Origin of the sequence: Bacillus sp. 0102A (assembly GCF_036765155.1) — a bacterium.
Lineage (GTDB): Bacteria > Bacillota > Bacilli > Bacillales > Bacillaceae > Bacillus > Bacillus subtilis_G.
This window is the reverse complement of sequence record NZ_JBAIZW010000004.1, coordinates 121,526-147,659: the sequence shown is the minus strand read 5'-3', so window position 1 is coordinate 147,659 and position 26,134 is coordinate 121,526. Positions and strand designations below refer to the sequence as shown.

Annotated in this window: 20 protein-coding genes and 1 pseudogene; 11 read left to right on the top strand and 10 right to left on the bottom strand. The window is 47.4% G+C overall.

Annotated elements, in window-relative coordinates:
• Positions 1–90: 90 nt before the first annotated feature.
• From addB to hlpB, 5 genes are all read left to right on the top strand, one after another.
• A complete protein-coding gene (addB, locus tag V6D41_RS11305) occupies positions 91–3,591 on the top strand; it encodes a helicase-exonuclease AddAB subunit AddB (protein WP_333518261.1) in 3,501 nt (1,166 codons plus the stop codon).
• Entirely contained in the window at positions 3,578–7,282 is a 3,705-nt protein-coding gene (addA, locus tag V6D41_RS11300) for a helicase-exonuclease AddAB subunit AddA (protein WP_333518260.1), read from the top strand. Before addB ends, addA begins: the two co-directional genes overlap by 14 nt.
• 73 nt (positions 7,283–7,355) lie before the next feature.
• Positions 7,356–8,531 (top strand): exonuclease subunit SbcD, encoded by a 1,176-nt coding sequence (gene sbcD, locus V6D41_RS11295; protein ID WP_333518259.1) that lies wholly within the window; start codon positions 7,356–7,358, stop codon positions 8,529–8,531.
• Complete coding sequence (sbcC, locus tag V6D41_RS11290; protein WP_333518258.1) at positions 8,528–11,920, top strand: exonuclease subunit SbcC; 3,393 nt, start codon at positions 8,528–8,530, stop codon at positions 11,918–11,920. Before sbcD ends, sbcC begins: the two co-directional genes overlap by 4 nt.
• Before the next feature lie 16 nt (positions 11,921–11,936).
• A complete protein-coding gene (gene hlpB, locus V6D41_RS11285) occupies positions 11,937–12,233 on the top strand; it encodes an HNH nuclease-like protein HlpB (protein ID WP_148964229.1) in 297 nt (98 codons plus the stop codon).
• A 36-nt stretch (positions 12,234–12,269) separates the two neighbouring features.
• Here the strand turns inward: hlpB and V6D41_RS11280 are convergent, their stop codons facing one another.
• The 8 genes from V6D41_RS11280 to V6D41_RS11245 all read right to left on the bottom strand — a co-directional run bounded on the left by V6D41_RS11280 (position 12,270) and on the right by V6D41_RS11245 (position 15,855).
• The gene (locus tag V6D41_RS11280; RefSeq protein ID WP_010333667.1) at positions 12,270–12,488 is read right to left on the bottom strand and encodes a spore germination protein; all 219 of its coding nucleotides are present in this window, start codon (positions 12,486–12,488) and stop codon (positions 12,270–12,272) included.
• Between the two features lie 49 nt (positions 12,489–12,537).
• Positions 12,538–12,921, bottom strand: coding sequence for a spore germination protein GerPE (locus V6D41_RS11275; protein ID WP_333518257.1), 384 nt, complete (start codon positions 12,919–12,921; stop codon positions 12,538–12,540).
• A complete protein-coding gene (locus V6D41_RS11270) occupies positions 12,921–13,094 on the bottom strand; it encodes a spore gernimation protein GerPD (RefSeq protein WP_333518256.1) in 174 nt (57 codons plus the stop codon). The genes V6D41_RS11275 and V6D41_RS11270 overlap by 1 nt, the downstream gene beginning before the upstream one ends.
• Positions 13,091–13,708 carry a spore germination protein GerPC gene (locus tag V6D41_RS11265; RefSeq protein WP_087993640.1) on the bottom strand — a complete coding sequence of 206 codons (618 nt, stop codon included), beginning with the start codon at positions 13,706–13,708 and terminating at the stop codon, positions 13,091–13,093. Before V6D41_RS11265 ends, V6D41_RS11270 begins: the two co-directional genes overlap by 4 nt.
• A gap of 21 nt (positions 13,709–13,729) precedes the next feature.
• Complete coding sequence (locus V6D41_RS11260; protein ID WP_148964232.1) at positions 13,730–13,963, bottom strand: spore germination protein GerPB; 234 nt, start codon at positions 13,961–13,963, stop codon at positions 13,730–13,732.
• 13 nt (positions 13,964–13,976) lie between these two features.
• Positions 13,977–14,198: a spore germination protein gene (locus V6D41_RS11255; RefSeq protein WP_087993638.1), complete on the bottom strand. Its 222-nt coding sequence runs from the start codon at positions 14,196–14,198 to the stop codon at positions 13,977–13,979.
• 419 nt (positions 14,199–14,617) lie between these two features.
• Entirely contained in the window at positions 14,618–14,788 is a 171-nt protein-coding gene (locus tag V6D41_RS11250) for an aspartyl-phosphate phosphatase Spo0E family protein (protein WP_087993637.1), read from the bottom strand.
• Positions 14,789–14,931: 143 nt separating this feature from the next.
• Positions 14,932–15,855, bottom strand: coding sequence for a CotH kinase family protein (locus V6D41_RS11245; RefSeq protein WP_333518255.1), 924 nt, complete (start codon positions 15,853–15,855; stop codon positions 14,932–14,934).
• A gap of 154 nt (positions 15,856–16,009) precedes the next feature.
• Here V6D41_RS11245 and V6D41_RS11240 point away from each other — a divergent pair, with 154 nt between their 5' ends.
• From V6D41_RS11240 to V6D41_RS11230, 3 genes are all read left to right on the top strand, one after another.
• Positions 16,010–16,915 (top strand): fumarylacetoacetate hydrolase family protein, encoded by a 906-nt coding sequence (locus V6D41_RS11240; protein WP_333518254.1) that lies wholly within the window; start codon positions 16,010–16,012, stop codon positions 16,913–16,915.
• A 115-nt stretch (positions 16,916–17,030) separates the two neighbouring features.
• Positions 17,031–17,387 (top strand): YisL family protein, encoded by a 357-nt coding sequence (locus V6D41_RS11235; protein ID WP_087993634.1) that lies wholly within the window; start codon positions 17,031–17,033, stop codon positions 17,385–17,387.
• Between the two features lie 166 nt (positions 17,388–17,553).
• Complete coding sequence (locus V6D41_RS11230; RefSeq protein ID WP_333518253.1) at positions 17,554–20,235, top strand: S8 family peptidase; 2,682 nt, start codon at positions 17,554–17,556, stop codon at positions 20,233–20,235.
• Between the two features lie 31 nt (positions 20,236–20,266).
• Here the strand turns inward: V6D41_RS11230 and V6D41_RS11225 are convergent, their stop codons facing one another.
• Positions 20,267–20,824: a DUF2777 domain-containing protein gene (locus V6D41_RS11225; RefSeq protein ID WP_333518252.1), complete on the bottom strand. Its 558-nt coding sequence runs from the start codon at positions 20,822–20,824 to the stop codon at positions 20,267–20,269.
• A 169-nt stretch (positions 20,825–20,993) separates the two neighbouring features.
• Here V6D41_RS11225 and asnB point away from each other — a divergent pair, with 169 nt between their 5' ends.
• Together asnB and V6D41_RS11215 are read left to right on the top strand one after the other, a co-directional pair.
• Entirely contained in the window at positions 20,994–22,838 is a 1,845-nt protein-coding gene (gene asnB, locus V6D41_RS11220; RefSeq protein ID WP_333518251.1) for an asparagine synthase (glutamine-hydrolyzing), read from the top strand.
• An 81-nt stretch (positions 22,839–22,919) separates the two neighbouring features.
• Positions 22,920–23,695: pseudogene (locus V6D41_RS11215) on the top strand (phytoene/squalene synthase family protein).
• A gap of 68 nt (positions 23,696–23,763) precedes the next feature.
• On the opposite strand, the gene V6D41_RS11210 reads toward V6D41_RS11215, so the two are convergent.
• Complete coding sequence (locus V6D41_RS11210; protein WP_333518250.1) at positions 23,764–25,131, bottom strand: MATE family efflux transporter; 1,368 nt, start codon at positions 25,129–25,131, stop codon at positions 23,764–23,766.
• A gap of 123 nt (positions 25,132–25,254) precedes the next feature.
• Here V6D41_RS11210 and V6D41_RS11205 point away from each other — a divergent pair, with 123 nt between their 5' ends.
• Positions 25,255–26,118 carry an AraC family transcriptional regulator gene (locus V6D41_RS11205; protein ID WP_333518249.1) on the top strand — a complete coding sequence of 288 codons (864 nt, stop codon included), beginning with the start codon at positions 25,255–25,257 and terminating at the stop codon, positions 26,116–26,118.
• Positions 26,119–26,134 lie beyond the last annotated feature (16 nt).

Below are 26,134 nucleotides of genomic sequence, written 5' to 3'. Positions count from 1 at the left end.
AAAAGGCCGTTTTTACCAATAAATCAGATTGGTCATTTTCGTCAACATTCGATAAAATATATAGAGATAAAAAGAGAGGGGTCTTCTAATTTGGGAGCAGAGTTTTTAGTAGGCAGGTCCGGGAGTGGAAAAACGAAGCTGATCATCGACAGCATTCAGGATGAACTGCGCCGGGCTCCATTCGGGAAACCGATCATTTTTCTAGTCCCGGATCAAATGACGTTTTTAATGGAATACGAGCTTGCTAAAACGCCTGATATGGGCGGGATGATACGCGCTCAAGTGTTCAGTTTTTCACGATTGGCATGGCGCGTTCTCCAGCATACAGGAGGAATGAGCAGGCCGTTTCTTACGAGCACAGGCGTACAGATGCTCCTGCGGAAGCTCATTGAGGAGCATAAACAGGAGTTTAAAGTCTATCAAAAAGCGAGTGACAAAAGCGGGTTTACCGCACAGGTAGAGCGCATGCTGACAGAGTTTAAGCGTTACTGTCTGGAACCGGAAGATATCCGCCGGATGGCGGAAAGCGGAACGGCTTCCGAGTATCGCGGGGAACGTGTTTTATCTGAAAAGCTTCATGACTTATCGATTCTGTATCAGCAGATGGAAAAAAGCCTTTCAGACCAATATCTTCACTCTGAGGATTATTTGACATTGCTGTCAGAGCATATCCCGCTTGCGGAAGATATAAAAGGCGCGCATATCTATGTGGACGGCTTTTATCAGTTTACACCGCAGGAATTCAGGGTGTTGGAGCAGCTTATGGTTCATGCAGAGCATATCACGTTTTCGCTGACAGCGGACAAGCCGTCATATGAGCGGGAGCCGCATGAACTGGAATTGTTCAGAATGACGGGGAAAACCTATTACCGCCTGCATCAGAAGGCGAAGGAACTGAATCTGGACATTGCCTATAAAGAGCTAAGCGGAACTGAGCGGCATACGCAGACGCCGGAACTGGCGCATCTAGAGGCGCAGTATGAAGCGCGTCCGGCTGTCCCGTACGCAGAAAAACAAGAGGCCTTAACTGTGATGCAGGCCGCAAACAGACGAGCTGAGCTGGAAGGCATTGCCCGGGAAATTCATGCTCTTGTCAGAGAGAAGGGCTATCGCTATAAAGATGTAGCGATTCTTGCGCGCCAGACGGAAGACTATAAGGATATGGTGAAGGAAGTTTTCGCGGATTACGAGATTCCTTATTTCATTGACGGAAAAGCATCTATGCTGAACCATCCTTTAATCGAATTTATCCGGTCAAGCATTGATGTTCTGAAAGGGAATTGGCGATATGAAGCGGTGTTTCGCTGCGTGAAAACCGAACTGCTATTCCCGCTTAACGAACCGAAAACGAAGGTGAGAGAACAGGTCGATCAGCTTGAAAATTACTGTATCGCCTACGGTATTAAAGGCGACCGCTGGACAAAGGGCGACCGTTTCCACTACAGGCGTTTTGTGTCATTGGATGATGATTTTGCGCAGACCGATCAGGAAATCGAAATGGAAAACATGCTGAATGACACACGCGACTGGATTGTTCCGCCGCTTTTTCAGCTCCAGAAACGTATGAAAAAAGCAAAGACGGTCCAAGAGAGGGCGGAGGCGCTCTACCGCTATCTGGAAGAGACGGATGTGCCGCTGAAGCTTGATCAGGAAAGACAGCGTGCCGAGGAAGACGGCAAAATCATTGAAGCACAGCAGCATCAGCAGGCGTGGGATGCAGTCATTCAGCTGCTTGAGGAGTTTGTTGAAATGATGGGGGATGATGAGATTTCTCTTGATTTGTTTCAGCAAATGATGGAAGCCGGCGCGGAGTCGCTCACATTTTCTCTTATTCCGCCTGCGCTTGACCAGGTGTTTGTCGGCAATATGGATTTATCCAGAATGTATGGCACCGCTTGCACCTTTGTGCTGGGGGCAAACGACGGCGTTCTGCCGGCGCGTCCTGATGAAAACGGGGTGCTGTCGGACGATGACCGGGAATGGCTGAAAACCATAGGAATTGAACTCTCCTCAGGCGGGCGGGAGCGTCTGCTTGATGAGCATTTCCTCATCTATATGGCGTTTTCCAGTCCGTCTGACCGGCTTTATGTGTCGTATCCGATTGCTGATGCGGAAGGAAAAACGCTTTTGCCGTCGATTATCATTAAGCGGCTGGAAGAACTGTTTCCGCAGCATAAGGAGCGCCTATTGACAAATGAACCTGAGCAGGTCAGCGATGAAGAACAACTTAAGTATGTCGTCAATAAAAGCGTGGCACAGTCCTTTACCGCAAGCCAGCTCAGATTATGGACTCGGGAATACGACATCAGCGACGTTTGGTGGAGCACGTACAATATGCTGATGAGTGAGCCGGACAGGCTGCAATCGAAAAAACTGTTCTCAAGCCTGTTTTTCCGAAATGAAGTGAAGCAGCTTGATCACGGCGTGTCGAGACAGCTCTATGGCGAACGCATTCAGGGCAGTGTATCGAGAATGGAAAGCTTTAACGCGTGCCCATTCTCCCATTTTGCGTCACACGGGCTTCATCTGAAGGAACGGCAATTTTTCAAACTCGAAGCACCGGATATCGGCCAGCTGTTTCATTCCAGCTTAAAGCTGATTTCAGACCGGCTGCGTGAGCAAAAAATGGATTGGCGCGATTTAACGAAGGAGCAGTGCGAGCTGTTTTCCTTTGATGCGGTAGAACGGCTGGCACCGAAACTGCAAAAGGAAATTTTGCTCAGCTCAAACCGGCATTATTATGTAAAGGAAAAGCTGCAAAAAATCGTGACCCGTGTGTCTGGTATTTTAAGCGAGCATGCGAAAGCGAGCGGATTCGTGCCGATCGGGCTTGAATTGGGCTTTGGGGGAAAAGGGCCGCTTCCGCCGCTGACCTTTAAACTGAAAAACGGCTGTACGATGGAACTCGTCGGGCGAATAGACCGTGTCGATAAAGCGGAAAGCTCAAAAGGCCTGCTTCTCAGGATTGTCGATTATAAATCAAGCGACAAAGGCCTTGACTTAGCGGAAGTATATTACGGACTGGCGCTGCAAATGCTGACGTACCTTGACTTATCAATTACACATTCAGCCGACTGGCTCGGAATGAGAGCGACGCCGGCCGGAGTGCTGTATTTCCATATTCATGACCCGATGATTCAATCTAATCTCCCGCTTGGGCTTGACGAGATTGAACAGGAGATCTTTAAGAAATTTAAAATGAAGGGCCTGCTCCTCGGTGATCAGGAAGCGGTTCGCCTCATGGATACGACCCTTCAAGAGGGACGGTCAAATATCATTAACGCCGGCTTGAAGAAAGACGGCTCTCTCAGGTCGGATTCAGCGGCAGTCGGCGAAAAGGAATTTGAGCTGTTGACGAAGCATGTGCGCCGCACCTTCCAAGAAGCAGGCGAACAAATCACCGACGGACGTGTATCGATTGAGCCGTATAAAATGAAGAACAAGACGCCGTGCACATACTGTTCGTTCAAATCAGTATGCCAATTTGATGAATCATTAGAAGAAAACGAGTATCGCCCATTAAAGGCTGAAAAGGACAAGACGATACTTGAGTGGATAAAAAAGGAGGCGGATGGCAATGAACATTCCTAAACCGGCAGACAGCACATGGACAGATGACCAATGGAATGCCATTGTTTCAACCGGCCAGGATATTCTCGTGGCAGCGGCGGCGGGCTCCGGAAAAACCGCTGTGCTCGTTGAACGAATGATCCGGAAAATCACCGCGGAAGAAAACCCGATTGATGTAGACCGGCTTCTCGTTGTGACATTTACAAACGCCTCAGCGGCAGAGATGAAACACCGGATCGCGGATGCCTTGGAAAAAGAGCTTGTAAAACGCCCCGGATCACTGCATATCAGGCGCCAGCTGTCTCTTTTAAACCGGGCCAGCATTTCGACGCTTCATTCCTTTTGCCTGCAAGTGCTGAAGAAATATTACTACTTGATCGATCTTGATCCGGGCTTTCGGATGGCTGATCAGACAGAAGGCGAGCTGCTTGGGGATGAGGTGCTGGACGAGCTGTTTGAAGACGAATACGCAAAGGGCGAGAAGGCGTTTTTTGAGCTTGTTGACCGCTACACGACAGACCGGCACGATCTGGATCTGCAATTTCTCGTCAAACAGGTGTACGAGTATTCCCGTTCCCACCCGAACCCGGAGGCATGGCTGGAGAGCTTTGTTCATTTGTATGATGTATCGGAAAAGAGCGCCATCGAAGAGCTTCCGTTTTATCAATATGTCAAAGAGGATATTGCCATGGTGCTTAACGGAGTGAAGGAAAAGCTCTTGCGCGCGCTTGAGCTGACGAAAGCGCCGGGCGGCCCCGCGCCGCGCGCTGACAATTTTCTTGATGATCTTGCGCAGGTTGATGAACTGATTCAGCATCAGGGTGATTTCACTGAACTTTATAAACGGGTGCCCGCAGTCTCTTTTAAGCGCGCGAAAGCAGTAAAAGGGGACGAGTTTGATCCTGCGCTCCTTGAAGAAGCGACGGATTTGAGAAATAGCGCAAAAAAACTGCTTGAAAAGCTTAAAACCGATTACTTCACGAGAAGTCCTGAACAGCATTTGAAAAGCTTGGCCGACATGAAGCCTGTCATTGAAACGCTTGTACAGCTTGTCATCAGCTACGGAAAACGATTCGAAGCCGCAAAGCAGGAAAAATCAATCATTGATTTTTCTGATTTGGAGCATTACTGTTTATCCATTTTGACAGCAGAGAATGAAACAGGTGAGCGCGAGCCGAGCGAGGCAGCAAGATTTTATCAGGAGCAGTTTCGCGAGGTGCTCGTTGACGAATACCAGGATACCAACCTCGTGCAGGAATCGATCCTGCAGCTCGTCACAAGCGGGCCGGAAGAGACAGGCAACCTGTTTATGGTAGGAGATGTCAAACAGTCGATTTATCGATTCAGGCTTGCTGAGCCGCTTCTTTTCCTCTCCAAATACAAACGATTTACAGAGAGCGGAGAAGGTACGGGACGGAAAATTGACTTGAATAAAAATTTTCGAAGCCGGACTGATATTTTAGACAGCACAAACTTTTTATTTAAACAGCTGATGGGCGGCAAAATCGGTGAGGTTGATTATGACGAGCAGGCTGAGCTGAAGCTTGGTGCGGCGTATCCGGACAATGATGAGACGAAAACGGAGCTGCTGCTGATCGACAACACAGAAGAGACGGATGCAGGTGAGGAAGCAGAAGAGTTGGAAACCGTGCAGTTCGAAGCGAAAGCGATCGCCAAGGAAATTCGCAAGCTGATTTCATCGCCATTTAAGGTGTATGACGGAAAAACGAAAACACACCGCAATATTCAATACCGCGATATCGTGATTTTGCTCCGTTCCATGCCGTGGGCGCCGCAAATCATGGAGGAGCTGAGAGCACAGGGCATACCGGTTTACGCCAATTTAACGTCAGGTTATTTTGAAGCGGTCGAAGTTGCCGTCGCGCTTTCTGTGCTGAAGGTGATCGATAACCCGTATCAGGATATACCGCTTGCCTCTGTGCTGCGCTCACCAATTGTCGGGGCGGATGAAAACGAGCTGTCTTTGATCCGGCTTGAAAATACAAAAGCGCCGTACTATGAAGCGATGAAAGACTATTTGGCGACTGGTGACCGGAACGACGAGCTTTATCAAAAGCTGCAAACATTCTACGGTCACCTGCAAAAATGGCGTTCGTTTTCGAAAAACCACTCAGTATCTGAGCTGATTTGGGAAGTGTACCGCGACACGAAATACATGGATTATGTCGGCGGAATGCCGGGCGGAAAACAGCGTCAGGCCAATTTGCGTGTTCTCTATGACCGGGCGCGCCAATATGAATCGACGGCATTTCGCGGCCTGTTCCGTTTCCTGCGGTTTATCGAACGCATGCAGGAGCGGGGGGATGATCTTGGAACGGCGCGAGCGCTCAGCGAGCAGGAGGATGTTGTCCGTTTAATGACGATCCACAGCAGCAAAGGGCTCGAATTTCCAGTCGTGTTTGCGGCGGGTCTCGGCCGGAACTTCAACATGATGGACTTGAACAAATCGTACCTGCTGGACAAGGAGCTTGGATTTGGCACGAAGTTTATCCATCCGCAAATGCGCATCAGCTACCCGACGCTTCCGCTCATCGCGATGAAGAAAAAAATGCGCAGGGAGCTGCTGTCAGAGGAATTGCGTGTTCTCTATGTCGCATTAACGAGGGCGAAAGAAAAACTGTTTCTGATTGGCTCGTGCAAGGATCATCAGAAACAGCTCGCAAAATGGCAGGCATCCGCGTCCCAACCTGACTGGCTTCTGCCCGAATTTGACCGCTACCAGGCGAAAACGTATTTAGATTTCATCGGGCCGGCTCTTGCCAGACACAGAGATTTGGAGACTTCAGCTGAAAACGGTGCGGCAGCGCATGCTGATATATCAGGACACCCGGCTCGTTTTGCCGTTCGAATGATTCATTCCTATGATTTGCTTGATGATGATTTGGAAGAAAGAATGGAAGAAAAAAGCGAGCGCTTAGAAGCGATCCGCAAAGGTGAACCAGTTCCCGGCTCGTTTGCATTTGATAAAAAAGCCCGCGAGCAGCTGAGCTGGACATACCCGCATCAAGAGGTCACACAAATTCGAACAAAGCAGTCGGTTTCTGAGATCAAGAGAAAAAGAGAGTACGAGGATGAATACAGCGGCAGGGCTCCCGTTAAACCGGTTGACGGAAGCATTCTGTACAGGCGCCCCGCTTTTATGATGAAACAGGGCCTGACAGCGGCGGAGAAAGGGACAGCCATGCATACGGTGATGCAGCATATCCCGCTGACACATGTGCCGACGATAGAAGAAGCGGAGCAGACGGTTCACAGTCTTTATGAAAAGGAGCTGCTCACTGAAGAACAAAAAGCCGCTATTGATATGGAAGAAATCGTGCAATTTTTCCAGACGGAAATCGGCGGACAGCTGATCGGCGCTAAATGGAAGGACCGGGAAGTGCCATTTAGTTTAGCGTTTCCGGCCAAGGAAATCTATCCTGATGCACAGGAGGCGGATGAGCCGCTTTTGGTGCAGGGAATCATCGACTGTCTGTATGAAACTGAAAACGGCTTATATCTCTTGGATTATAAATCAGACCGGATTGAGGGCAAATTCCAGCACGGCTTTGAAGGAGCGGCCCCGATCTTGAAGAAACGATATGAAACGCAACTTCAGCTGTACACGAAGGCGGTTGAGCAAATTGCGAAAACAAAGGTAAAAGGATGTGCGCTTTATTTCTTTGACGGAGGGCACATACTGACATTATAGCGAGATCCGTAAGCTCCGGGATTTCAGACGGAGCGGATCTCGTTTTCTATACAAAAAAGAGAGGTGAAAGCATTTGCGGATTTTACATACGGCGGACTGGCATCTTGGAAAAACGCTTGAAGGAAGAAGCAGGCTGAGTGAACAGGCCGATGTGCTTGATGAATTAAATACGATTGTAAAAGAAGAGCAGGTCGATGCCATTGTCATGGCGGGGGACGCGTTTGACACCGTAAACCCGCCGGCTTTAGCCGAGCGGCTGTTTTATGAAAGCCTGTCTGCACTCAGCGACAAGGGAAAGCGCCCGATCGCTGTCATTGCCGGAAACCACGATAATCCTGACCGTTTGTCCGCCGCTTCACCGCTGACACATGAAAACGGCATTTATTTAATCGGTTATCCGACAACAGAACCGCTTCATATTGAAGTGCCTTCAGCCGGGGAGCTTTTGGCTGTCGGAGCACTGGCATACCCATCTGAAGCGAGGTTAAATGAAGTGCTTTCCGATACATTTGATGAAAAGCTGCTCCGTGATCATTATGATGTGAAAATCAGGCAGGCGTTTGAGCATATGACAAGCCGGTTCCGCAAAGACGCAGTGAAGATTGCCGCTAGCCATATTTATGTCGCAGGCGGAAACCAAACGGATTCAGAGCGGCCGATTGAAGTCGGCGGGGCTTATACGGTGGCCGCTGAAAGCCTGCCGGCTGATGCCGCTTACGTTGCGCTCGGCCATTTGCATCGGCCGCAAACGATCAAACGGGCGCGTACGCTTGCGCGTTATTCAGGATCTCCGCTCGCCTACAGCTTTTCTGAAACGGGCTACGCCAAATCAGTGACAATCGTGGACGCGAAGCCGGGGGAAGAGGCCTCTTGGCATGAGGTTTTATTATCAAGCGGCAAGCCCCTTGTGAAGTGGAAAGCGGCAAATGGCTTAAGCGAGGTGTACAGCTGGCTGGATGAAGGCAGGGATCAGAATGCCTGGATTGACCTTGAAATCCGTGTGGCGGATCAGTTATCACTTGAAGAAATCCACAGACTGCGGAAGGCGCACCCAGGCTTTATCCATATCAGGCCGGTTTTTGAAGAACAGAACAAAGACCGGGAACAGATCGAGGTTAAGCATGTGTCGATCGAAGACCGTTTTAAGAAATTTTATGAAAAACAAACTGGCGGCGCGGTGCCGGATGAAGAAATGGTGAAGCTGTTTTTAGAGCTTGCATCAGGCGTTGAAGAGGAGGATGCGAAATGAAGCCGATCGCCTTAACTATTAAGGGGCTCCACAGCTTTAGAGAAGAGCAGACGATAGATTTTGAAGGCCTTTCGGGCGCCGGTGTTTTCGGCATTTTCGGCCCGACAGGAAGCGGTAAATCCTCTATCCTCGACGCAATGACGCTTGCTTTATACGGAAAGGTGGAGCGGGCCGCAAACAATACGCACGGAATTTTAAACCATGCGGAAGATACGCTGTCTGTTTCCTTTACCTTTGCGCTTCAGACGAATCATCAAATCTCTTACAAAGTCGAGCGTGTGTTTAAGAGAACGGATGAAATGAAGGTGAAAACGGCACTTTGCCGCTTCATCGAAATCAAAGACGAGCACACGGTGCTGGCTGATAAAGCCAGCGAAGTGAATAAAAGAGTCGAGGAGCTCTTGGGGCTGACGATCGACGACTTTACAAGAGCGGTGGTGCTGCCGCAAGGGAAATTTGCCGAATTTCTGTCTTTAAAAGGGGCGGAACGCAGGCATATGCTTCAGCGTTTGTTTCACTTGGAGCAGTATGGAGACCGGCTTGTGAAAAAGCTGAGACGGCAGGCGCAGGAAGCCAATGCGAGAAAAAATGAAATGCTTGCTGAACAGTCCGGTCTAGGTGAGGCGAGCTCAGAAGCGGTTGAGCAGGCGGAAAAGGCTCTCGAACAAGCCGAAGCTCATCTGGATGCAATGAGGAAGAATCGTGACCAGGCAAAAGAGCGGTTTACGGAGCATCAGGAGATTTGGAATGTCCAAAAGGAACAATCGGCTTATGAAGAAGAGAAAAAACGTCTCGACGAGGAACAGCCGCACGTAGACAGCATGCAAAAACGCCTGCTGGAAGCAGAAACAGCCTCTGCTCTGAAGCCTTATGCGGATCGGTATGCAGAAGCGATCCAGCAAGAGGAGAAGGCTGCAAAGGAACAAATGCTTGCCCAAAAGGATTTAGCAGACCGGACAGCATACTATCATCAAAAACATGAAGAGTATGAAGCGTGGCGCCGGCATAAAAGCGAGAAAGAACCTAAGCTTTTAACCGAGCAGGAGCAGCTTTCCCGCTTGCAGGAGATCGAAATCAAACGAAGTGAGGCCAAGCAAGAGGAAGAACGCAAAAAGGCTGAACTCCAGCAGAAAGAAGAGGCTCTTCAATCTGTCATGAATGAATTGGAGACTGTAACAGACCGTCTTTTACGAGGGCAAAACAGACAGACGGAACTGAAGCAGCAGCTCAAATCTCTGCAGGTGACATCAGATGAGCGAAAAAGCTGCCAGCAGGCCGCAGAGATGGCATTGCGCATCAGACAGACTGAGGAGCAAATCACAAAAGAGCAAAAACGAAGTGACGCATTGAACCTCGTGCTGCAGAAGATGAATGAGGAGAAGAGTACACTCGATCAAAAGACGGAGGCGGAAGAAAACAATATCGTACAGGCATATGAGGCTGTACAAACCGTGTATCATTTGGTGTGTGAGACGGAACGGTCATTAGCCGGTATGACTGAGCAGGCTAAAAAGAGACAACAAACGCTTCACGCGCAGCGTGAAAAAGCAAGAATGGCGTTGCTCACAAAAGAATTAGCCGAAAAACTGACCGCCGGAAAGCCTTGCCCGGTCTGTGGTTCAACGAATCATGATCCGTCTGCCTCAGTACATGAAACATATGAGCTCGACAGCAGTCTTGAAGAAAACATCAAGCGGACAGATATGTTGTTGACGGAAGCGGCAGCTTTCAGCCAGGAGATTCTTTCAGCAAAAATCACACTTGAAGAACAATCCGCGCGGTTTATTGAACAGTGTCCGTTTTTGCAAACGATGCAAGCTCAGAACCTTGAAGCGGCAGCTTCTTACGAGAATCAACCGGTGCATGAAGCATTCGGAACTGCCAAATTAGAATGGAAACGAGTCAAACAGGATATTCTTTCTGTTAAAACACGAATGGCGCAAATGATTAGCGCTTATCAGGAGTCTTTAAAAAAGGCCGATCTGCTTAATGAAAAAATCGGTTTTGAAAAAAGAGAGGCTGACCGTATTGAAAGCATCATTACCGAGCTTCAGTCCTCGATGGACAGCCGCCTGAAAATGTTTAAAGAAGCGTTTCAGGATCAGTCTGTGAATGAAGCGGAAAAATGGCAGCAAGCCATTGAAGAAAAGGACCGGGCTGCAGAAGAATGCGAAAAACGCATTGAGAAGAGCATCGCGTTTCTTGCTGAGCATGAAGCACAAAAGGAAAAGCTGCGGGAGTCGGGGCACCAGCTTGAACGTGAAAAGCTGGAGCTTCATTATGCGGCTGAACGCATCAATAGCGTGATAGCGGATTATGAGCACGAACTCGGAAATTACGCAAAACGAGACTCGATCGAGATCAAACTTCGCTCTGTCCAACAGGATCTAAAGCAGTTAAAGGAAAAAGAGCAATCTCTATATGAAGAATTGCAAAGCGCCCAGATGAAGCTCAATCAGGCGAAAAGCCGCGCTTCAGCAAGCGAGCTGACGCTTCAAGAGGCGAAAAACAGATTGGAAAAAGCGGAAGCCGCTTGGCTCGAGCATGCGAAAAGCACCTGCTTTACCCGGGCTGAGGAGGTGGAGCGAAGTCTTATCCCAGCCGATGAGCTTGACAAGATGAAAGTCGGCATCGACCAGTTTATGGATAAGCTGAAGCAGAATGCTGCAAACTTAAAACGTGTAGCAGAGATACTTGCCGGCCGAGCCTTATCAGAGAGCGAATGGAGTGCAACCGTTACGGCATTACAAGAAGCTGAGGACGCATTAGGCGCTGCTATAGAGGAAAAAGGCGCAGCAGCGAAAGCGCTGGCCGTCATTCGCGACCATCATAAACGGTTTAACGAAATTGAAGCTGAACTGAAAAAATGGCAGACACATATTGACAGGCTGGACAAGCTGCAAGCTGTGTTTAAAGGCAATACCTTCGTTGAATTTTTAGCTGAGGAGCAGCTTGAAAGCGTTGCGCGGGACGCATCAGCAAGACTTGGCATGCTGACGAGACAGCGCTATGCCATAGAAGTGGATTCAGAAGGCGGATTCGTGATGCGGGATGACGCGAATGGTGGCGTCAAACGCCCGGTATCCAGCTTATCTGGAGGAGAGACCTTCCTCACTTCGCTTTCTCTCGCTCTTGCGCTGTCCGCGCAGATCCAGCTTCGCGGGGAATACCCGCTGCAGTTCTTTTTCTTAGATGAAGGGTTCGGCACCCTTGATCAAGATCTGCTGGATACGGTTGTGACAGCCCTGGAAAAACTGCAGTCCGACAATCTGTCTGTCGGTGTCATCAGCCATGTGCAGGAACTGCGGGCACGGCTTCCGAAAAAGCTGATCGTCCATCCGGCTGAACCGAGCGGCCGCGGAACACGGATATCTCTTGAGTTGATGTAAGAAGGGGGAAACGGATATGGCAAAGCAGACTGCCGGAATATGTGAGCTGTGCGGCCGGAGTGATGTCCAGCTGACAGAGCACCATCTCACACCGAAAGAGGAAGGCGGAACATTCCTGCCGACAGCCATGCTCTGTATTCCTTGCCATAAACAGATTCATGCCTTATATACCAATCAAGAGCTTGCGGTTCGCTTGAACGGAATAGATGAACTTAGAAGTGATCTGAAGCTTGCACGGTTTGTCAAATGGATCAGAAAACAGCCGCCTGAGAAGCTGATCAAAACAAAGAAATCAAATGAACGAAAAAAATGACTAAAAAGCAGCCCTCTCTTTGCAGAGCGGCTGCTTTTATCCATTTCCAACCATATCTTGATCGCTGACATCGGGGTCTATATAATTTGTCGCGTTGACTGCATTGTTTAATAGAAGGAAGTCTCCCGTGTTTCCTGCTCCCGAACCGAGCGCAGATTTTGAAGAGCTTTTCGGAGAAAGGTAAAAGGAATCACCAAAGTTTACGACTCCGCCCGATATCGAATTGATAGCTATAGGCCCGACAATTGCTGGCATAAACGACACCCTTTATCGAAGTCTCTGTTTAGTATATGCTCTTGGCGGACTATTGTGAGCGCGGAGACTGAATCTGCCTGATATGTTTGATTCTCGCATCGCCGCGGACAACCGAAGCCGCCCCCGCATGAAAGACAGAAGAGGATGAGACCCCTTGAATTTTGACGTTGCGAACATGAATGATCGGAACCTCGTGGCAAAATGCGCTTTGCACCCCTGTTTCCGGAATCGGTGTCACGGCCTGCTGCTGAAAGATCGGGTAATCCTTGCTGTGAAACGAGCCTTCATTATTGTAAAACGTAGACAGCGAGCGTTGTACAGCAAATACTTTTATGCTCATATCGATTTCGTTTGTGTCGCCAACTTGAAACACACTTGCTATCGCGAGAGAGTTAAATTTAATCATTCTGATGCGAGATATGCGCTTAAGCATTATTGCGACAGCGGAGCAAACGGGCCGATAATAAGAGATTCAGGCGGTGTATCGAAAATAGAAGAAAGATAGATCGATTCAGTGTCTCCGATGTGGAAAATAGAGGAGCTGGACACACCGTTCATTCGAATATTCCCGACTTCCAGATTACGGTTAATGACTGTGAAAATCATGCTTGCTCATCTCCTTTCATTTCGGATGGGATATGTTCCAGAAAATGTTCTACAGCACGGATCACGTCCCGCTTCACATGCTCAGCGATATGTTCCGCATATTGTTTAGGCGGTGTCTGTTCTTCTTTTTTGATATGGGACATATAATAGTGAATCCGGCTGTCCATTTGTTTTCTGATGTCTTCAATGACATGATGCCTGTTTGTATCGTCAAGCCTGCTGTCATATTGGTTTTCAAGCTGCTCCAAAACATCTGGGATTTCTTCGGTTAAGAACATGTCGACATTTTGTCGGATCTGCTGCATGAGCTGGGCGCTCTCTTCCTGCTGCATCATCCCGATTTCAGGTGTTGTTTGGCTGACTTCAAAATTTTGGACACTGTTCGGGTCTGTCGGATTTAAGCCGATATTCAGTGTCCCGTCGAGCCGTTCAATTTTCAGCTGGTCAAATTTATACTCCACACGCTCAATGGTTGTGGCCGGCCGCTGTTTCATCGAATTCATTTCAGTTTGAATCTCTTTCAGTTGACGTTCGAGCTGCTGAATATGAAGCGCCTGCTGCTGAACGAAGGAGTTCAAGTTTTGCAAATAAGAGGAAACAGATTGATCATACATGGTTTCACCTCTTTCATATGATTAACGGCCAGGAGGCTGGAGCGGGACCAATGCACCTGTATCGGGCTCCTGCGACTCGACTGGCTGCCCCAAGGCAGTTACCTCTGGAGCGGCTTCTACATAACTGCCCGTATTATACAAGTTTGACAAAGATTTGATTGATCCGGCGCTTCCGATTTGCAGAATAGAGGAGTTGCTGATGGATTCAAGCCGAAGATAGTTAATTTGAATGGTTTGATTCACATAGAAATTCATGGGCCTCACTCCTTTACGCATTCCCTGCGATCGGCTGATCAACTGCATCGTTGTCATATACATTCGTCGCGTTTTTGTAATTCGTCACTTTGAGGCTGTCACCGGTATTAAAACTGCCTGCACCGGCAAACGTTCTGACCTGTGCCTGAGGAGAAATCGTAATACAGTCCCCGATGTGAACGACTCCGCTCGTACCAATCGCATTAATTTTAAACGCTCCGACAATGGCCGGCATACGAGCACATCCTTTGTTGAAAAATTGAAAAAAGGCGGGTAAAGTAAAAATACAATTTGATTTCAATTGGGCTATTCACGATAGCTTATGACAAACACACATATGTGTGAAGGAAATTTAAAGGGGACATATCAGCTTTTCATGCAAACGATTAAATTTTTTCAGCCGATATGTTTAATTGTTTGAAAAGCGGGGAATGTATAAAGCGAGCGGAATTGCGGCGATGGATACCGCTATCCGCCTGCGTGATTTTTATTTCAGTTTCTTTGGTGTTTTTGCGTGTAGGATGCTTTTTGGAGTATGTCGTGCTGCGGTAACCGATTTTTTGGGCGGACACATTCTCGCCCTGAGGTATATCTCAGAAGTGCTGAGCAAAAAGCGGAGTTACATATGGTGAATTCAACGTTATAGAAAATGATTCACATACGGGAGTTTTCAGGATATCCCCCAAAAACCATTTCTTTTTTAATTCGGGTGTTCAGCAGACTGTCCAGCTCTTGGCTGCATTGAATCGTTTCCTTTGAGTTCATGCCGTATTTTTGTGCTGTTTCAATTAGTGTGATTCTCATTTCTTCAATTTTACTATTCATTACCCTATCTCCAATTCTAGAATTTATTTTGATCAAAACAGGATATCGTTAGTATAACCTATTTTTGCTGAAAAGGTTGCCTTTCGTCAATTTGACTAAAAAAGCGACAATTTTTTTGCGGCCTTTTTTCATGCAAGAAAGGACTATAGTCTTGCTAAGTGTGCTTGCAAAAAGTCCTGCCGTTCCTCAATTTCTCTAAGTATGTTTGTCTGCTCCTTTTCGAATTGAAAGGGGCTTTTTTTTATAAAAGGATCATCATCAGCTTTTTGACAAATGTCAAGTTGCCATTCGCTGATGAAAGGAGACAATCGTTCAATGGTAAACGACCGGTACAGCACGTTTTTCATTAATGTGTGATATTGCGACCGGAAAGCGGGAATGGAAAGCAGCCTTGACGCAAGCGTCCGTCCTTTAGTCAGCAGAGGATCTTCGTCAGCTATTCCGTGTGCGGCAAGCGATCGTGTCTCTGTCGGGGAAACGTGAAGCCGGCCGGATTCGTTTAAACAAAATGTGTAATAAAAGCCTTGACGGGTGCAGGCGCTGCCGATCAGCCACAAAAAAAACAATTTGATATCCAGATACATTTTAATGCGTTCAGCTAATTCGGCATCTTCCGCTGTACGAATCAGCGTGAAAAATTCGTGTGAAAACGCGGAAGATTCATCTTTAAAAACGGACAGCGGAACCCGCGGATCGGCAGTCTTTACTCGATAAGCTGTCCTATCGGCTAGCTGATGGTTCTTGATGTTCAAATAAATGCCTTCGGGCTGGCCATTGATGGTCAGAAAGCTGTATGAGGCAGCGGGAGCAGGAACACCGATCTCGTCAAAAAGACAATAAGCGAGCCTGCGCCGCATCAGGGACGGATCATCCTGTTCCGCATTCAAAAAAAGTGTGCTTTCACCTAGCGGAGCCTTTTCCCAGCTGATTTCATAGGATGTCTTTTCCGCTCTGTCACGCTGTGTGAGAAGAATGGGGGAAACTGACAAGTCTGTCACCAGAAGCCCCTTGGCAGTTCCTTTTTTCTTAAGCTGATGCCGATGAAAAAATAAATGTACGCTCTCCATCTTTTTTCCTCCTCCTCAAAACGACATTTGTATGATATGTACTGCAAGCCCGTCCTGAAACGAAATGAAAACGGTCGTGATAAAAAGGGATTTCAGCATTCGACAGAGAATACATGAAGGAGCATTCTGATTTAAAAGATGATGGAGGAATAACATGAAATTTGCGACAGGGGAACTTTACAACCGAAAGTTTGTCGGCCTGATCATTGATGATGAGAAAATCATGGATTTGCAAAAGGCTGAAAAGAAACTGTTTGAACTTGAGACGATTCCGGGATCGCTGATTGAATGTATCGCAGAAGGGGATAAATTCGTTACGCATGCGAGGCAGCTGGCCGAGTGGGCAAAGAAACCGAATGATGAGCTGGGATCATTTATTTATTCATTATCTGAGGTGAAGCTCCATGCACCGATTCCTAGGCCATCAAAAAATATCATCTGCATCGGCAAAAACTACAGGGATCACGCGATTGAAATGGGAAGCGAGGCTGACATTCCGGAACATCCGATGGTATTTACAAAATCGCCGGTTACGGTTACAGGGCATGGTGATATCGTAAACAGCCATGAAGGGGTCACCTCTCAGCTTGATTATGAAGGAGAGCTTGCTGTCGTCATCGGAAAAAGCGGTAACCGCATATCAAAAGAAGACGCATATGACCATATTTTCGGATATACGATTGTGAATGATATCACGGCGCGTGATCTGCAAAAAAGGCATAAGCAGTTTTTTATCGGAAAAAGTCTGGATACGACATGTCCGATGGGACCTGTGCTTGTACATAAATCATCGATTCAGGAGCCTGAGCGCCTCAAGGTTGAAACGAGAGTCAACGGTGAGCTGCGCCAATCCGGTTCGGCAAGCGATATGATCTTTTCCATTCCGGAATTAATTGAAACCCTCTCAAAGGGGATGACGCTTGAAGCGGGAGACATCATTGCCACCGGTACGCCGTCTGGCGTCGGAAAGGGATTTACGCCGCCGAAATTCTTGCGGTCAGGTGACAAAATCGACATTACGATTGATCCGATCGGAACGCTGTCAAACCCAATCGGCTGAACCAAACAGAAGGGCGGACGCGGACCCGCCCGTTTTTTCTGAGACTCGTCTTTGTGGGAGAGGACAAGTTCATGGTACTATAAGTGGGGTAATTTATCTGATAGGGGGAACCTGTATGACACACTTACATATTACGACATGGGTGGTAGCGCTGATTCTGCTTTTCGTCAGCTACTCGCTGTATGCGTCAAGAAGTGCGAAGGGCGCAAAAATCACTCATATGATTCTGCGGTTATTCTATATCCTAATTATTTTGACCGGAGCTTGGCTGTTTGTCGATTTCGCCAACTGGAACGGAGAATACGCCGGCAAAATGATTCTTGGCATTATCACTATCGGCCTGATGGAAATGCTCCTCATCCGCAAGAAAAAAGAAAAATCAACCGGAGGCCTATGGATCGGCTTCGTCATTGTCCTTGTGCTGACAGTGCTGCTCGGTCTGCATTTGCCAATCGGCTTTCACTTATTTTAATAGAAACGTGCGAACCCGGCTCTATGGATGGAGTCGGGTTTTTGTGTGGTTTATCCCTTATATTCCAAATCATTTAAAATAACCTTAAAATTCCCTGTAAGCGGTATCTCGTCCTATGAAAGTATGATACCTTCAAGAAGATTCATTATTTTACAGGAGGGATATCATGAAACGCAGAAAGTTCAGCTCGTTTGTGGCGGCAGTGCTTATTTTTGCACTGATCTTCAGCCTTTTTTCTCCGGGAACCAAAGCGGCGGCCGGCGCGATCGATCAGGCGGATGCTCTGGAAAACGGCAAAGAACAGACAGGCACCATGAAGGAACCGGAACAGGTGAAATGGTACAAAGTGACTCCGGGAAAAGCGGATATTCAGAAAAGCTCACATATGGCACTGACCGTAAAGAGTGATTCAGTACTGAATGTATCTGTATATCCAAGTATGGAAAAAGCGCTTAAAGATGAAACGTTTGAAATGTACCGTTCTTATACGGCGGAGGATGGAAAAAGCGAAGTGATTTTTCCGTACGCGTGGAGCGGCCCTTACTATGTAAAAGTTGAATACCTCGGGGAAGAAGAACCAGAGGACGGCGGAACGGCGGAAGCAGCCGCGGAAGCCAAGTATACGATTGGGTATAAAGGCACGAAAAAGCAACCGTCAGATTTAGAACAGGAAGAAGCTTGTCCGGTGGAAATGAGTGTCGATCAGAAAAAATCGGGAAAAAGCATTCTGGACAAACTGAGAGCGATTCGCGATGACCAGTTAAGCCAAACAGCAGAAGGCAAAGAACTGACAAGCCTTTATTACAAAGCGGCACCGTTTATTGTGGCAAAGCTCGCATTCAATAAAACAGCGAGAAATGAAATCTATCAGGATCTTGTGACATTAAAGCCGTTGTTTGATGATGTGTCAGAAAACGGTGCGTCATCTTCATATCAGATAACTGAAAAGGATCAAAAAGCGATCAATCGGCTATACGAGAATGCTTTACAATCCGTCCCGTCTTTCCTTAAAAAGGAGATAAAGAAACAGGCGGAACGATTCAATATCAAGCAGCTGCAAGGCAAAACAGCTGGAGCGATTTTAACTGAAAACAAACTTGCGGCAAAAAGTGAAGTTCAGAAAACAAAAGTCATTTTCAAGGTGAAGAACAATAAAAGCCTCTCATCCGTACATAATGAAATGAAGGGCTTTTCTGCAAGCGCGCAATCGAAAAAAGACATTTCCAATGTGAAAAAGGCAAAGAAACTGTTTGACAATCTTTATTCATTTGAGCTTCCGAAAGACGAGAAACAGAACGGCACATATACGGCAAGCGCAAAACGGGTCAAGAGTGCTGCTGCGACATTATCCAAGATGTCTAACGTAGAGTTTGCGGAACCTGTGCAGGAATACAAAAGCCTGTCAAACGATATTCAATATCCTTACCAATGGCCGCTTAAAAACAATGGTGAAAACGGCGGTGTTAAAAACGCGGATGTGAAATACGAGCCTGCCAGCACCCTGCTGTCCAAACGCAAGCTGAACGATACATTCATTGCGGTCGTAGACACAGGTGTGGACAGCACACTTGCCGATTTAAAAGGAAAAGTAAGAACAGATCTCGGACGCAATTTTGTCGGACGGAATAACAACGCAATGGACGATCAGGGGCATGGGACGCACGTCGCCGGCATTATCGCTGCTCAAAGCGATAATGGCTATTCAATGACTGGTTTGAACGCCAAAGCGAAAATCATCCCGGTAAAAGTGCTTGATTCCACAGGAGCCGGAGATACTGAACAAATTGCCCTCGGCATCAAATATGCTGCTGACAAAGGGGCAAAGGTGATTAATTTAAGTTTAGGCGGAGGCTACAGCCGCGTACTTGAATTTGCTTTGAAATACGCGGCTGACAAAAATGTCTTGATTGCCGCAGCCAGCGGAAATGACGGAGCCAATTCCTTACCTTATCCCGCTTCTTCTAAGTATGTGATGTCAGTCGGAGCAACGAACCGCATGGATATGACCGCAGATTTCTCTAACTATGGAAAAGGTCTTGATATCTCAGCGCCAGGGTCTGATATCCCGAGCTTAGTGCCGAACGGAAATGTCACGTACATGAGCGGTACGTCTATGGCGACACCGTATGCTGCCGCTGCTGCAGGCTTGCTGTTTGCACAAAACCCTAAGCTGAAAAGAACAGAAGCAGAGGATATTTTGAAAAAGACGGCGGATGATATTTCGTTTAAAAGTGTCGATGGCGAAGAAGAAGAATTGTATGACGATTATGGTGATCCGATTGACATTCCGAAGATCCCCGGAGTTGACTGGCACTCAGGCTACGGGCGGCTGAATGTCATGAAGGCTGTCAGCGCAGTTGATGTACAGCTCAAAGTCAACAAGCTTGAAAGCACACAAACAGCCGTCAGAGGAAGCGCGAAGGAAGGCACGCTTATCGAAGTGATGAGCGGCAAGAAAAAACTCGGCAGCGCCAAAGCCGGAAAAAATGGTGCATTTAAGGTCAATATCCCAACTCAAAAACAAGATCAAGTACTGTATGTAAAAGCAGCAAAAGGCGATGCGAAAACGTCGTATAAAATTGTCGTTGTCAAAGGAAAACCTTCAGGCACACCGAAAGTCAACGCAGTGAAAACGAAAGATACGGCAGTGAAAGGAAAGGCGAACAGCAAAGCAATGATCAGAGTGAAAAACAAATCAAAGAAAGTCATCGCTTCTGCCAAAGCTGATGCGAAAGGAACGTTCACGGTGAAAATCAAAAAACAAAAAGCCGGAACGGTGCTGTACGTCACGGCTGCTGATACAGACAAAAAAGAAAGCAAGAATGTAAAAGTCGTCGTTGAAAAATAACCAAAAAGCGGTGCCCGCTGCACCGCTTTTTTTATTTGCGCCCCCGCCGGACCGCTGAATACATAATGGATCGCTTTCCATTTGATGCCGTCCATTCGAACCGGTCTCCTGTGCCTTCGCTGCTATAGTGATGCTGCATTGCACATTGGGCGGTGTCGTTTGAAAAGTGATAAAAAGAAACACCCTGCTCCGCAGGTGTATTCGTAAAGACTCCTTTATTATAAGAAAACACGCAATCGAATACCGATAAGCCAAAGCTGTGCAAATGCTGTAAAAATGCGAGAAAGGTTTCGTCATCAAGCGAATCCAAAAGCGTCATGAGCGGCCGCTTGACTGATTTTTCATAGCGGATGCGTTCTCCGCCTGAAAGGGAGATGTTTTCTTCACCGCATGCCAGAATCGATTTATCCTGAAAGCCGGCCTGTTCCCACTTTCCTTTATGATGGATCCAGATTGGGCTGTGATGCAGACTGTCTGCTAGCAGTATATCGCCTTCTCCGTTTTCGATTAAACAGATGCCATCTTCGATGAGGATGGTGCCGTATTCCCATTTTCGTTCCTCTTTATATAATAATTGTTTCCGTTTCATGCATGCTGTCTCCTTTTTCTTCTTTCCTCTCCTTTCTTTCCAATTCAAGCCTGTCCCATACAACTCTTTTGTGGACAAATCAACTATCTGCCTATAGATGCATAAACTTACTAAGGTGCTGAAAGAAACGAAATTGTTACGAAAGAAACGGGATTGGAGCTGATATCACATGTGTGGAATTACGGGTTGGGTCGATTTTAAAAAGCAGCTCGTCCAGGAAAAACAAACGATCAACAGAATGACAGACACTCTTTCCAAACGGGGGCCTGATGATTCTAACGTTTGGGGGGAGCACCATGTTTTATTCGGACATAAAAGGCTTGCGGTCGTTGATATCGAAGGCGGGCGCCAGCCGATGGCATGCACCTATAAAGGAGATACGTATACCATTATTTACAATGGCGAGCTGTATAACACGGAAGATCTGCGCAAAGAATTGCGGGCGCGGGGCCATCAGTTCGAGCGGACGTCAGATACCGAGGTGCTGCTGCACAGCTACATTGAATGGCAGGAAGACTGTGTAGACCATCTCAATGGCATATTCGCTTTTGCTGTGTGGGATGAAAAGCGCGATCTGCTGTTTGCTGCGAGAGACCGTCTCGGCGTGAAGCCGTTTTTTTATACGGAGCAGGGATCTTCTTTTCTCTTCGGGTCAGAAATCAAAGCGATTCTCGCACACCCTCATATAAAAGCCCGAGTGGACAGAACAGGACTTTCTGAAATTTTCGGACTTGGACCGTCCAGAACCCCGGGTACCGGCGTATTTAAAGGCGTGAAAGAAGTCCGGCCGGCTCACGCGCTGACGTTTTCCAAAGACGGGCTGAACATTTGGCGTTATTGGAATGTTGAAAGCGAAAAACATACGGACAGTTTTGATGACACGGTTGCCAATGTCAGGTCGTTGTTTCAGGATGCAGTGACGCGGCAGCTTGTATCGGATGTGCCGGTTTGTACGTTCCTATCAGGCGGACTGGATTCAAGCGCCATTACAGCGGTTGCGGCAGGCCATTTTGAAAAGGAAGGAAAAGCCCCGCTTCATACTTATTCGATTGATTACGAAGAGAATGATAAATTTTTTCAAGCAAGCGCTTTTCAGCCGAATGACGATGGGCCTTGGATTGAAAAAATGACAGATGCCTTCAGCACAACGCACCACAAATGCGTCATCAGCCAAAAGGATCTCGTCGATCATTTAGAGGAAGCCGTATTGGTTAAAGACTTGCCGGGAATGGCTGATGTCGACTCATCCCTGTTGTGGTTTTGCCAGGAAATCAAAAAGGACTTTGTCGTCAGCCTGTCGGGAGAGTGCGCGGATGAGATTTTCGGGGGGTATCCGTGGTTCCATACAGCAGACGTTGAGTCGGGATTTCCGTGGATGAGATCGACAGAGGAGCGGATTAAGCTGCTATCTGAATCATGGCAGAAAAAATTGAATCTCAAAGACTACGTAAATGCCAAATACGAAGAAACATTGGCAGAAACACCATTATTAGACGGAGAAACGGGTGTGGACAAAGCAAGAAGACAGCTTTTCTACTTAAATATGCTTTGGTTTATGACGAACCTTTTGGATCGAAAGGACCGCATGAGCATGGGAGCGAGCCTTGAAGTGCGGGTGCCGTTCGCCGATCACCGGCTCGTGGAATATGTTTGGAATATCCCATGGGAAACGAAAATGCATGACAACCGGGAAAAAGGCATTTTGCGCAAAGCGCTCGAGGGCATTTTGCCTGATGACATTCTGTATCGCAAAAAAAGCCCGTATCCGAAAACACACCACCCTGAATATACAAAAGGTGTCAGCGAATGGCTGAAAACGATCAGAAGCCAAAAGGACTCCGTGCTCCATACCCTGCTGGACAGAAAACAATTGGATCAGCTCTTAGAAACAGAAGGCTCCTCCTTCAAGGTTCCGTGGTTCGGACAGCTCATGAAGGGGCCTCAGCTGATCGCCCACCTTGCCCAAATTCATACGTGGTTTGAAGCGTATCGCATTGATATTGATGAGGGATAAAGCAAAAGCCGATTCTGCGCAAAGGAATCGGCTTTTTCTTCATATACAATTGGGAGAAAACATAATAGACTTGAAGAAGCAGTGATACATAGGAGTGAAAAGAAATGAAAGAGATAAAAGAAGCCTATCAGCAGTGCGGGCAGATCGTCAGCGCCCGCGAACCAGCCTGTTACAAAGCATTCTCGTTTCTGCCGCTGAAGCAAAGACAGGCCGCTTGGGCGGCCATGGCGTTTTGCCATACGGCGGCCAGTGCGGATGAGAAGGCGTTATTTGCCATGGAAGCTGAGGCGGAACAGGTTTTTTCCGGGACATATAACGGAAATGATTATTTATGGAAGGCTTTCGGCCATGCGTACCAAACCTTTACATTGGACAGCGGGCCGTTCCGTGAGTTCATTGCCGCACAGAAAGCGGAAGATAAACCGTACGAAAGCCTCGATGAACTGCTCATGTACGCATATCAGACGGGTGGTGCGGCCGGATTGATGCTGCTGCCGATACTGACACGCCGAAACCAAGATCAGCTCAAACAAGCAGCCGTCTCTCTCGGCTTGGCTATACAGCTGATTCGAATCTTAAGAGATATCGGCACGGACCACCAGCAAAAAAGCCGCATCCCCCGGCAGGTGATGCAGCAATTTGGATATACAGAGGACGATCTTCAGAAGGGCGTCGTCAATAAGCCGTTCACCATGACATGGGAGTATATCGCTTTTGAAGCGGAAGCCTACCTTGAAGAGTGCCAGGATGCCTTGCCGCTATTCCCGATGTATTCGCAAAAAACGGTGAAAGCCGCTCTTCATTTGTACCGTGCTGTTTTAGAAAAAATCCGGTCGGAGCAATACGATGTCTTTTAACATCAATACGCTGTCACAGAGAACGAAGCGTTCTGATATCTAAAAAACACCCGGCCTTGAACCGGGTGTTACGCCATGCCTTTTTGAATCCAGATACGTGAGCGCCATCTTCTGTACATTAAGATTCCCCGGACCCATTCGTCCGCGATAAAGGAAATCCAAATGCCGGCAAGGCCGAAACCGAGGTGGATGCCGAATAGATAGGCAAGCGGAAGCCCGATGCCCCACATCGAAATCATTGCCATGTAGACAGGGAACTTCGCATCGCCAGCCGCCCGCAGGGAGTTGATAATGACGACGTTAAAGGAACGGCCCGGTTCAAGAATAATCGTCATCGCAATCAATAAGCTTGCAGTAGCGATAATATCAGGGCTTTGTGTAAAGATGCCGATGAGATCCTTGGAAAAGATCGTCATTAAAACAGACGTTGCCGCCGCAATTCCGAGTGCCCAGTATAGGCTCTTCATGCAGCGTTCATAAGCGGCGTCAAACTGTTTCCCGCCGATATAGCGGCCGATTAAAATTTGCGTGCCTTGGCTGATGGCAGTGCCGAACAGCAAAATAAACATCGTAATATTTTGCGTGTACACTTTTGTTGTCAAAGCCTGCGCGCCCATGATGGCGATAAAATAAGTGACAATCATTTGCGACAGGTTGTATGAAAGCTGTTCTCCCGCAGAAGGGATGCCGATTTTCAGTAGCTTGCGCAGATGCTCTTTATGCATATGAAAGATTTTTTTCAACGACATTTTCAGCTGGATGCGTTTGTTGACAATGACAATCATCGCGATTAATCCGATGACACGGGCGATAGATGTAGATATCGCCACACCGGCTACGCCGAGAACAGGGAAGCCGAACAGGCCGAAAATCACAACAAAGTTTCCGGCAATGTTTAAAAGGTTCATGCCGATTGTGACAAACATTGTATCTTTTGTATAGCCGTAGCTTTTTAAAATTGCGCTGAATGTCATGATTAAAGCCTGAATAAAGGACAGACCTCCGACGACTTGTAAAAAGACTTTTGCATCAGGCATCAGATCGTTTGTCAATCCCATCATATGAAGCAGAGGGACAGCCGCGAAAAAGATGAGAGCGCTAATGGCAAGACTGATGAAGAAGTTGGCGCCGATTGACACATAAGCGACTTCCATGGCTTCTTTCTTTTTCCGTGATCCTAAAAATTGTGAAATGATAACGGTCGTTCCTGTTGCGATAAAGCTGAACATCACGATAATTAAATTCAAAATCTGGTTGCTGACGCCGACTGCTGCCACGCTGTTATCTGAGTATTGGCTAAGCATCAGTGTATCGGCATTACCCATAAACATATATAATGAGACCTCGATAAAGATCGGCCAAGTAAGCGAAAATATTGAGAACGATTTGTCAGCGGGTTTTTTCAAAGCAGTTGATTTGAAGACAGCTTGTTTCATTGTGTCTAACCCCTTTCGTAAATAAAATCAACGTTTTAAAGTGTACCTCCATTTCCTTATAATAAAAAGGGAGAGAAACGATACTTCTTGCAAAAATCCGACTTAAAAAGGAGGATGATCAAAATGCCCCGCATCCAGTTTACAGTCCCGCCATTTCCGGTATTTATCGCAGCCGGAGAAGGGGTTTTTAAAAAGGGAGAAACCCATGTGAAACGCGTATTCTCTGTGTTTGACCTGATATACGTCAAGCAGGGAATGTTATATATTACAGAAAATGAAAAATCGTTCTCAGTTGAAGGGGGCGAGTACATCTTGCTTTCTCCCGGTCTTGAACACTATGGGACGAAGGGCAGTGATGAAGCAACCTCCTATTATTGGCTTCACTTTGATGAACATCGGTATAAATTTACGGCAAAGGGAGGCAGCAATTGGTCTGAGCTTCAGCAGGAAAAAGGGAGCTTCGAGGAGCCGGCCCGCTACGGACTGGCTTTGCCGAGAAAAGGCAAGGTGCAGCGCCCGCAGTTTATGGCGCAGCAGTTTGAAAGGCTGATCGATTACTCCGCGGAAAACTCCGATTTGCCGCTTAGAAAACAAATCTTATTTGAAGAGCTGATGCTGCATCTTCAAAAAGAGGCGTTTCAAATTCCGTCTGCGAAAGAGCGGGTTGCCTGGGAGGCGGCCCGGTACTTACAGGAGCATTATAAGGAAAAGACAACAATCAAGGATCTATCGCTTGCCCTTCACTATCATCAGGATTATGTGAGCCGCTGCATGCAGCAGGTGCTTGGCGTTACGCCTGCACAATACACGAACCGGGTGAGAATGACGGAAGCGAAGCGACTTTTATCCTCTACAAACGATAAAATGGGCGTTATTGCGGAAACGATCGGAATGGAAGACCCGACATACTTTTCAAAACTCTTTAAGCAGATAGAAGGCATTTCACCAATTGAATACCGGAAAATTGTCAGCAGGAAAGTTCAATAACCAGACGAGGGATGAA

Coding starts and splice junctions, on each gene's coding strand:
- addA (WP_333518260.1), top strand. CDS start 3,578: ATGAACATTCCTAAACCGGCAGACAGCACATGGACAGATGACCAATGG.
- sbcC (WP_333518258.1), top strand. CDS start 8,528: ATGAAGCCGATCGCCTTAACTATTAAGGGGCTCCACAGCTTTAGAGAA.
- hlpB (WP_148964229.1), top strand. CDS start 11,937: ATGGCAAAGCAGACTGCCGGAATATGTGAGCTGTGCGGCCGGAGTGAT.
- V6D41_RS11280 (WP_010333667.1), bottom strand. CDS start 12,488: ATGCCAGCAATTGTCGGGCCTATAGCTATCAATTCGATATCGGGCGGA.
- V6D41_RS11275 (WP_333518257.1), bottom strand. CDS start 12,921: ATGCTTAAGCGCATATCTCGCATCAGAATGATTAAATTTAACTCTCTC.
- V6D41_RS11270 (WP_333518256.1), bottom strand. CDS start 13,094: ATGATTTTCACAGTCATTAACCGTAATCTGGAAGTCGGGAATATTCGA.
- V6D41_RS11265 (WP_087993640.1), bottom strand. CDS start 13,708: ATGTATGATCAATCTGTTTCCTCTTATTTGCAAAACTTGAACTCCTTC.
- V6D41_RS11260 (WP_148964232.1), bottom strand. CDS start 13,963: ATGAATTTCTATGTGAATCAAACCATTCAAATTAACTATCTTCGGCTT.
- V6D41_RS11255 (WP_087993638.1), bottom strand. CDS start 14,198: ATGCCGGCCATTGTCGGAGCGTTTAAAATTAATGCGATTGGTACGAGC.
- V6D41_RS11250 (WP_087993637.1), bottom strand. CDS start 14,788: ATGAATAGTAAAATTGAAGAAATGAGAATCACACTAATTGAAACAGCA.
- V6D41_RS11245 (WP_333518255.1), bottom strand. CDS start 15,855: ATGGAGAGCGTACATTTATTTTTTCATCGGCATCAGCTTAAGAAAAAA.
- V6D41_RS11240 (WP_333518254.1), top strand. CDS start 16,010: ATGAAATTTGCGACAGGGGAACTTTACAACCGAAAGTTTGTCGGCCTG.
- V6D41_RS11235 (WP_087993634.1), top strand. CDS start 17,031: ATGACACACTTACATATTACGACATGGGTGGTAGCGCTGATTCTGCTT.
- V6D41_RS11230 (WP_333518253.1), top strand. CDS start 17,554: ATGAAACGCAGAAAGTTCAGCTCGTTTGTGGCGGCAGTGCTTATTTTT.
- V6D41_RS11225 (WP_333518252.1), bottom strand. CDS start 20,824: ATGAAACGGAAACAATTATTATATAAAGAGGAACGAAAATGGGAATAC.
- asnB (WP_333518251.1), top strand. CDS start 20,994: ATGTGTGGAATTACGGGTTGGGTCGATTTTAAAAAGCAGCTCGTCCAG.
- V6D41_RS11210 (WP_333518250.1), bottom strand. CDS start 25,131: ATGAAACAAGCTGTCTTCAAATCAACTGCTTTGAAAAAACCCGCTGAC.
- V6D41_RS11205 (WP_333518249.1), top strand. CDS start 25,255: ATGCCCCGCATCCAGTTTACAGTCCCGCCATTTCCGGTATTTATCGCA.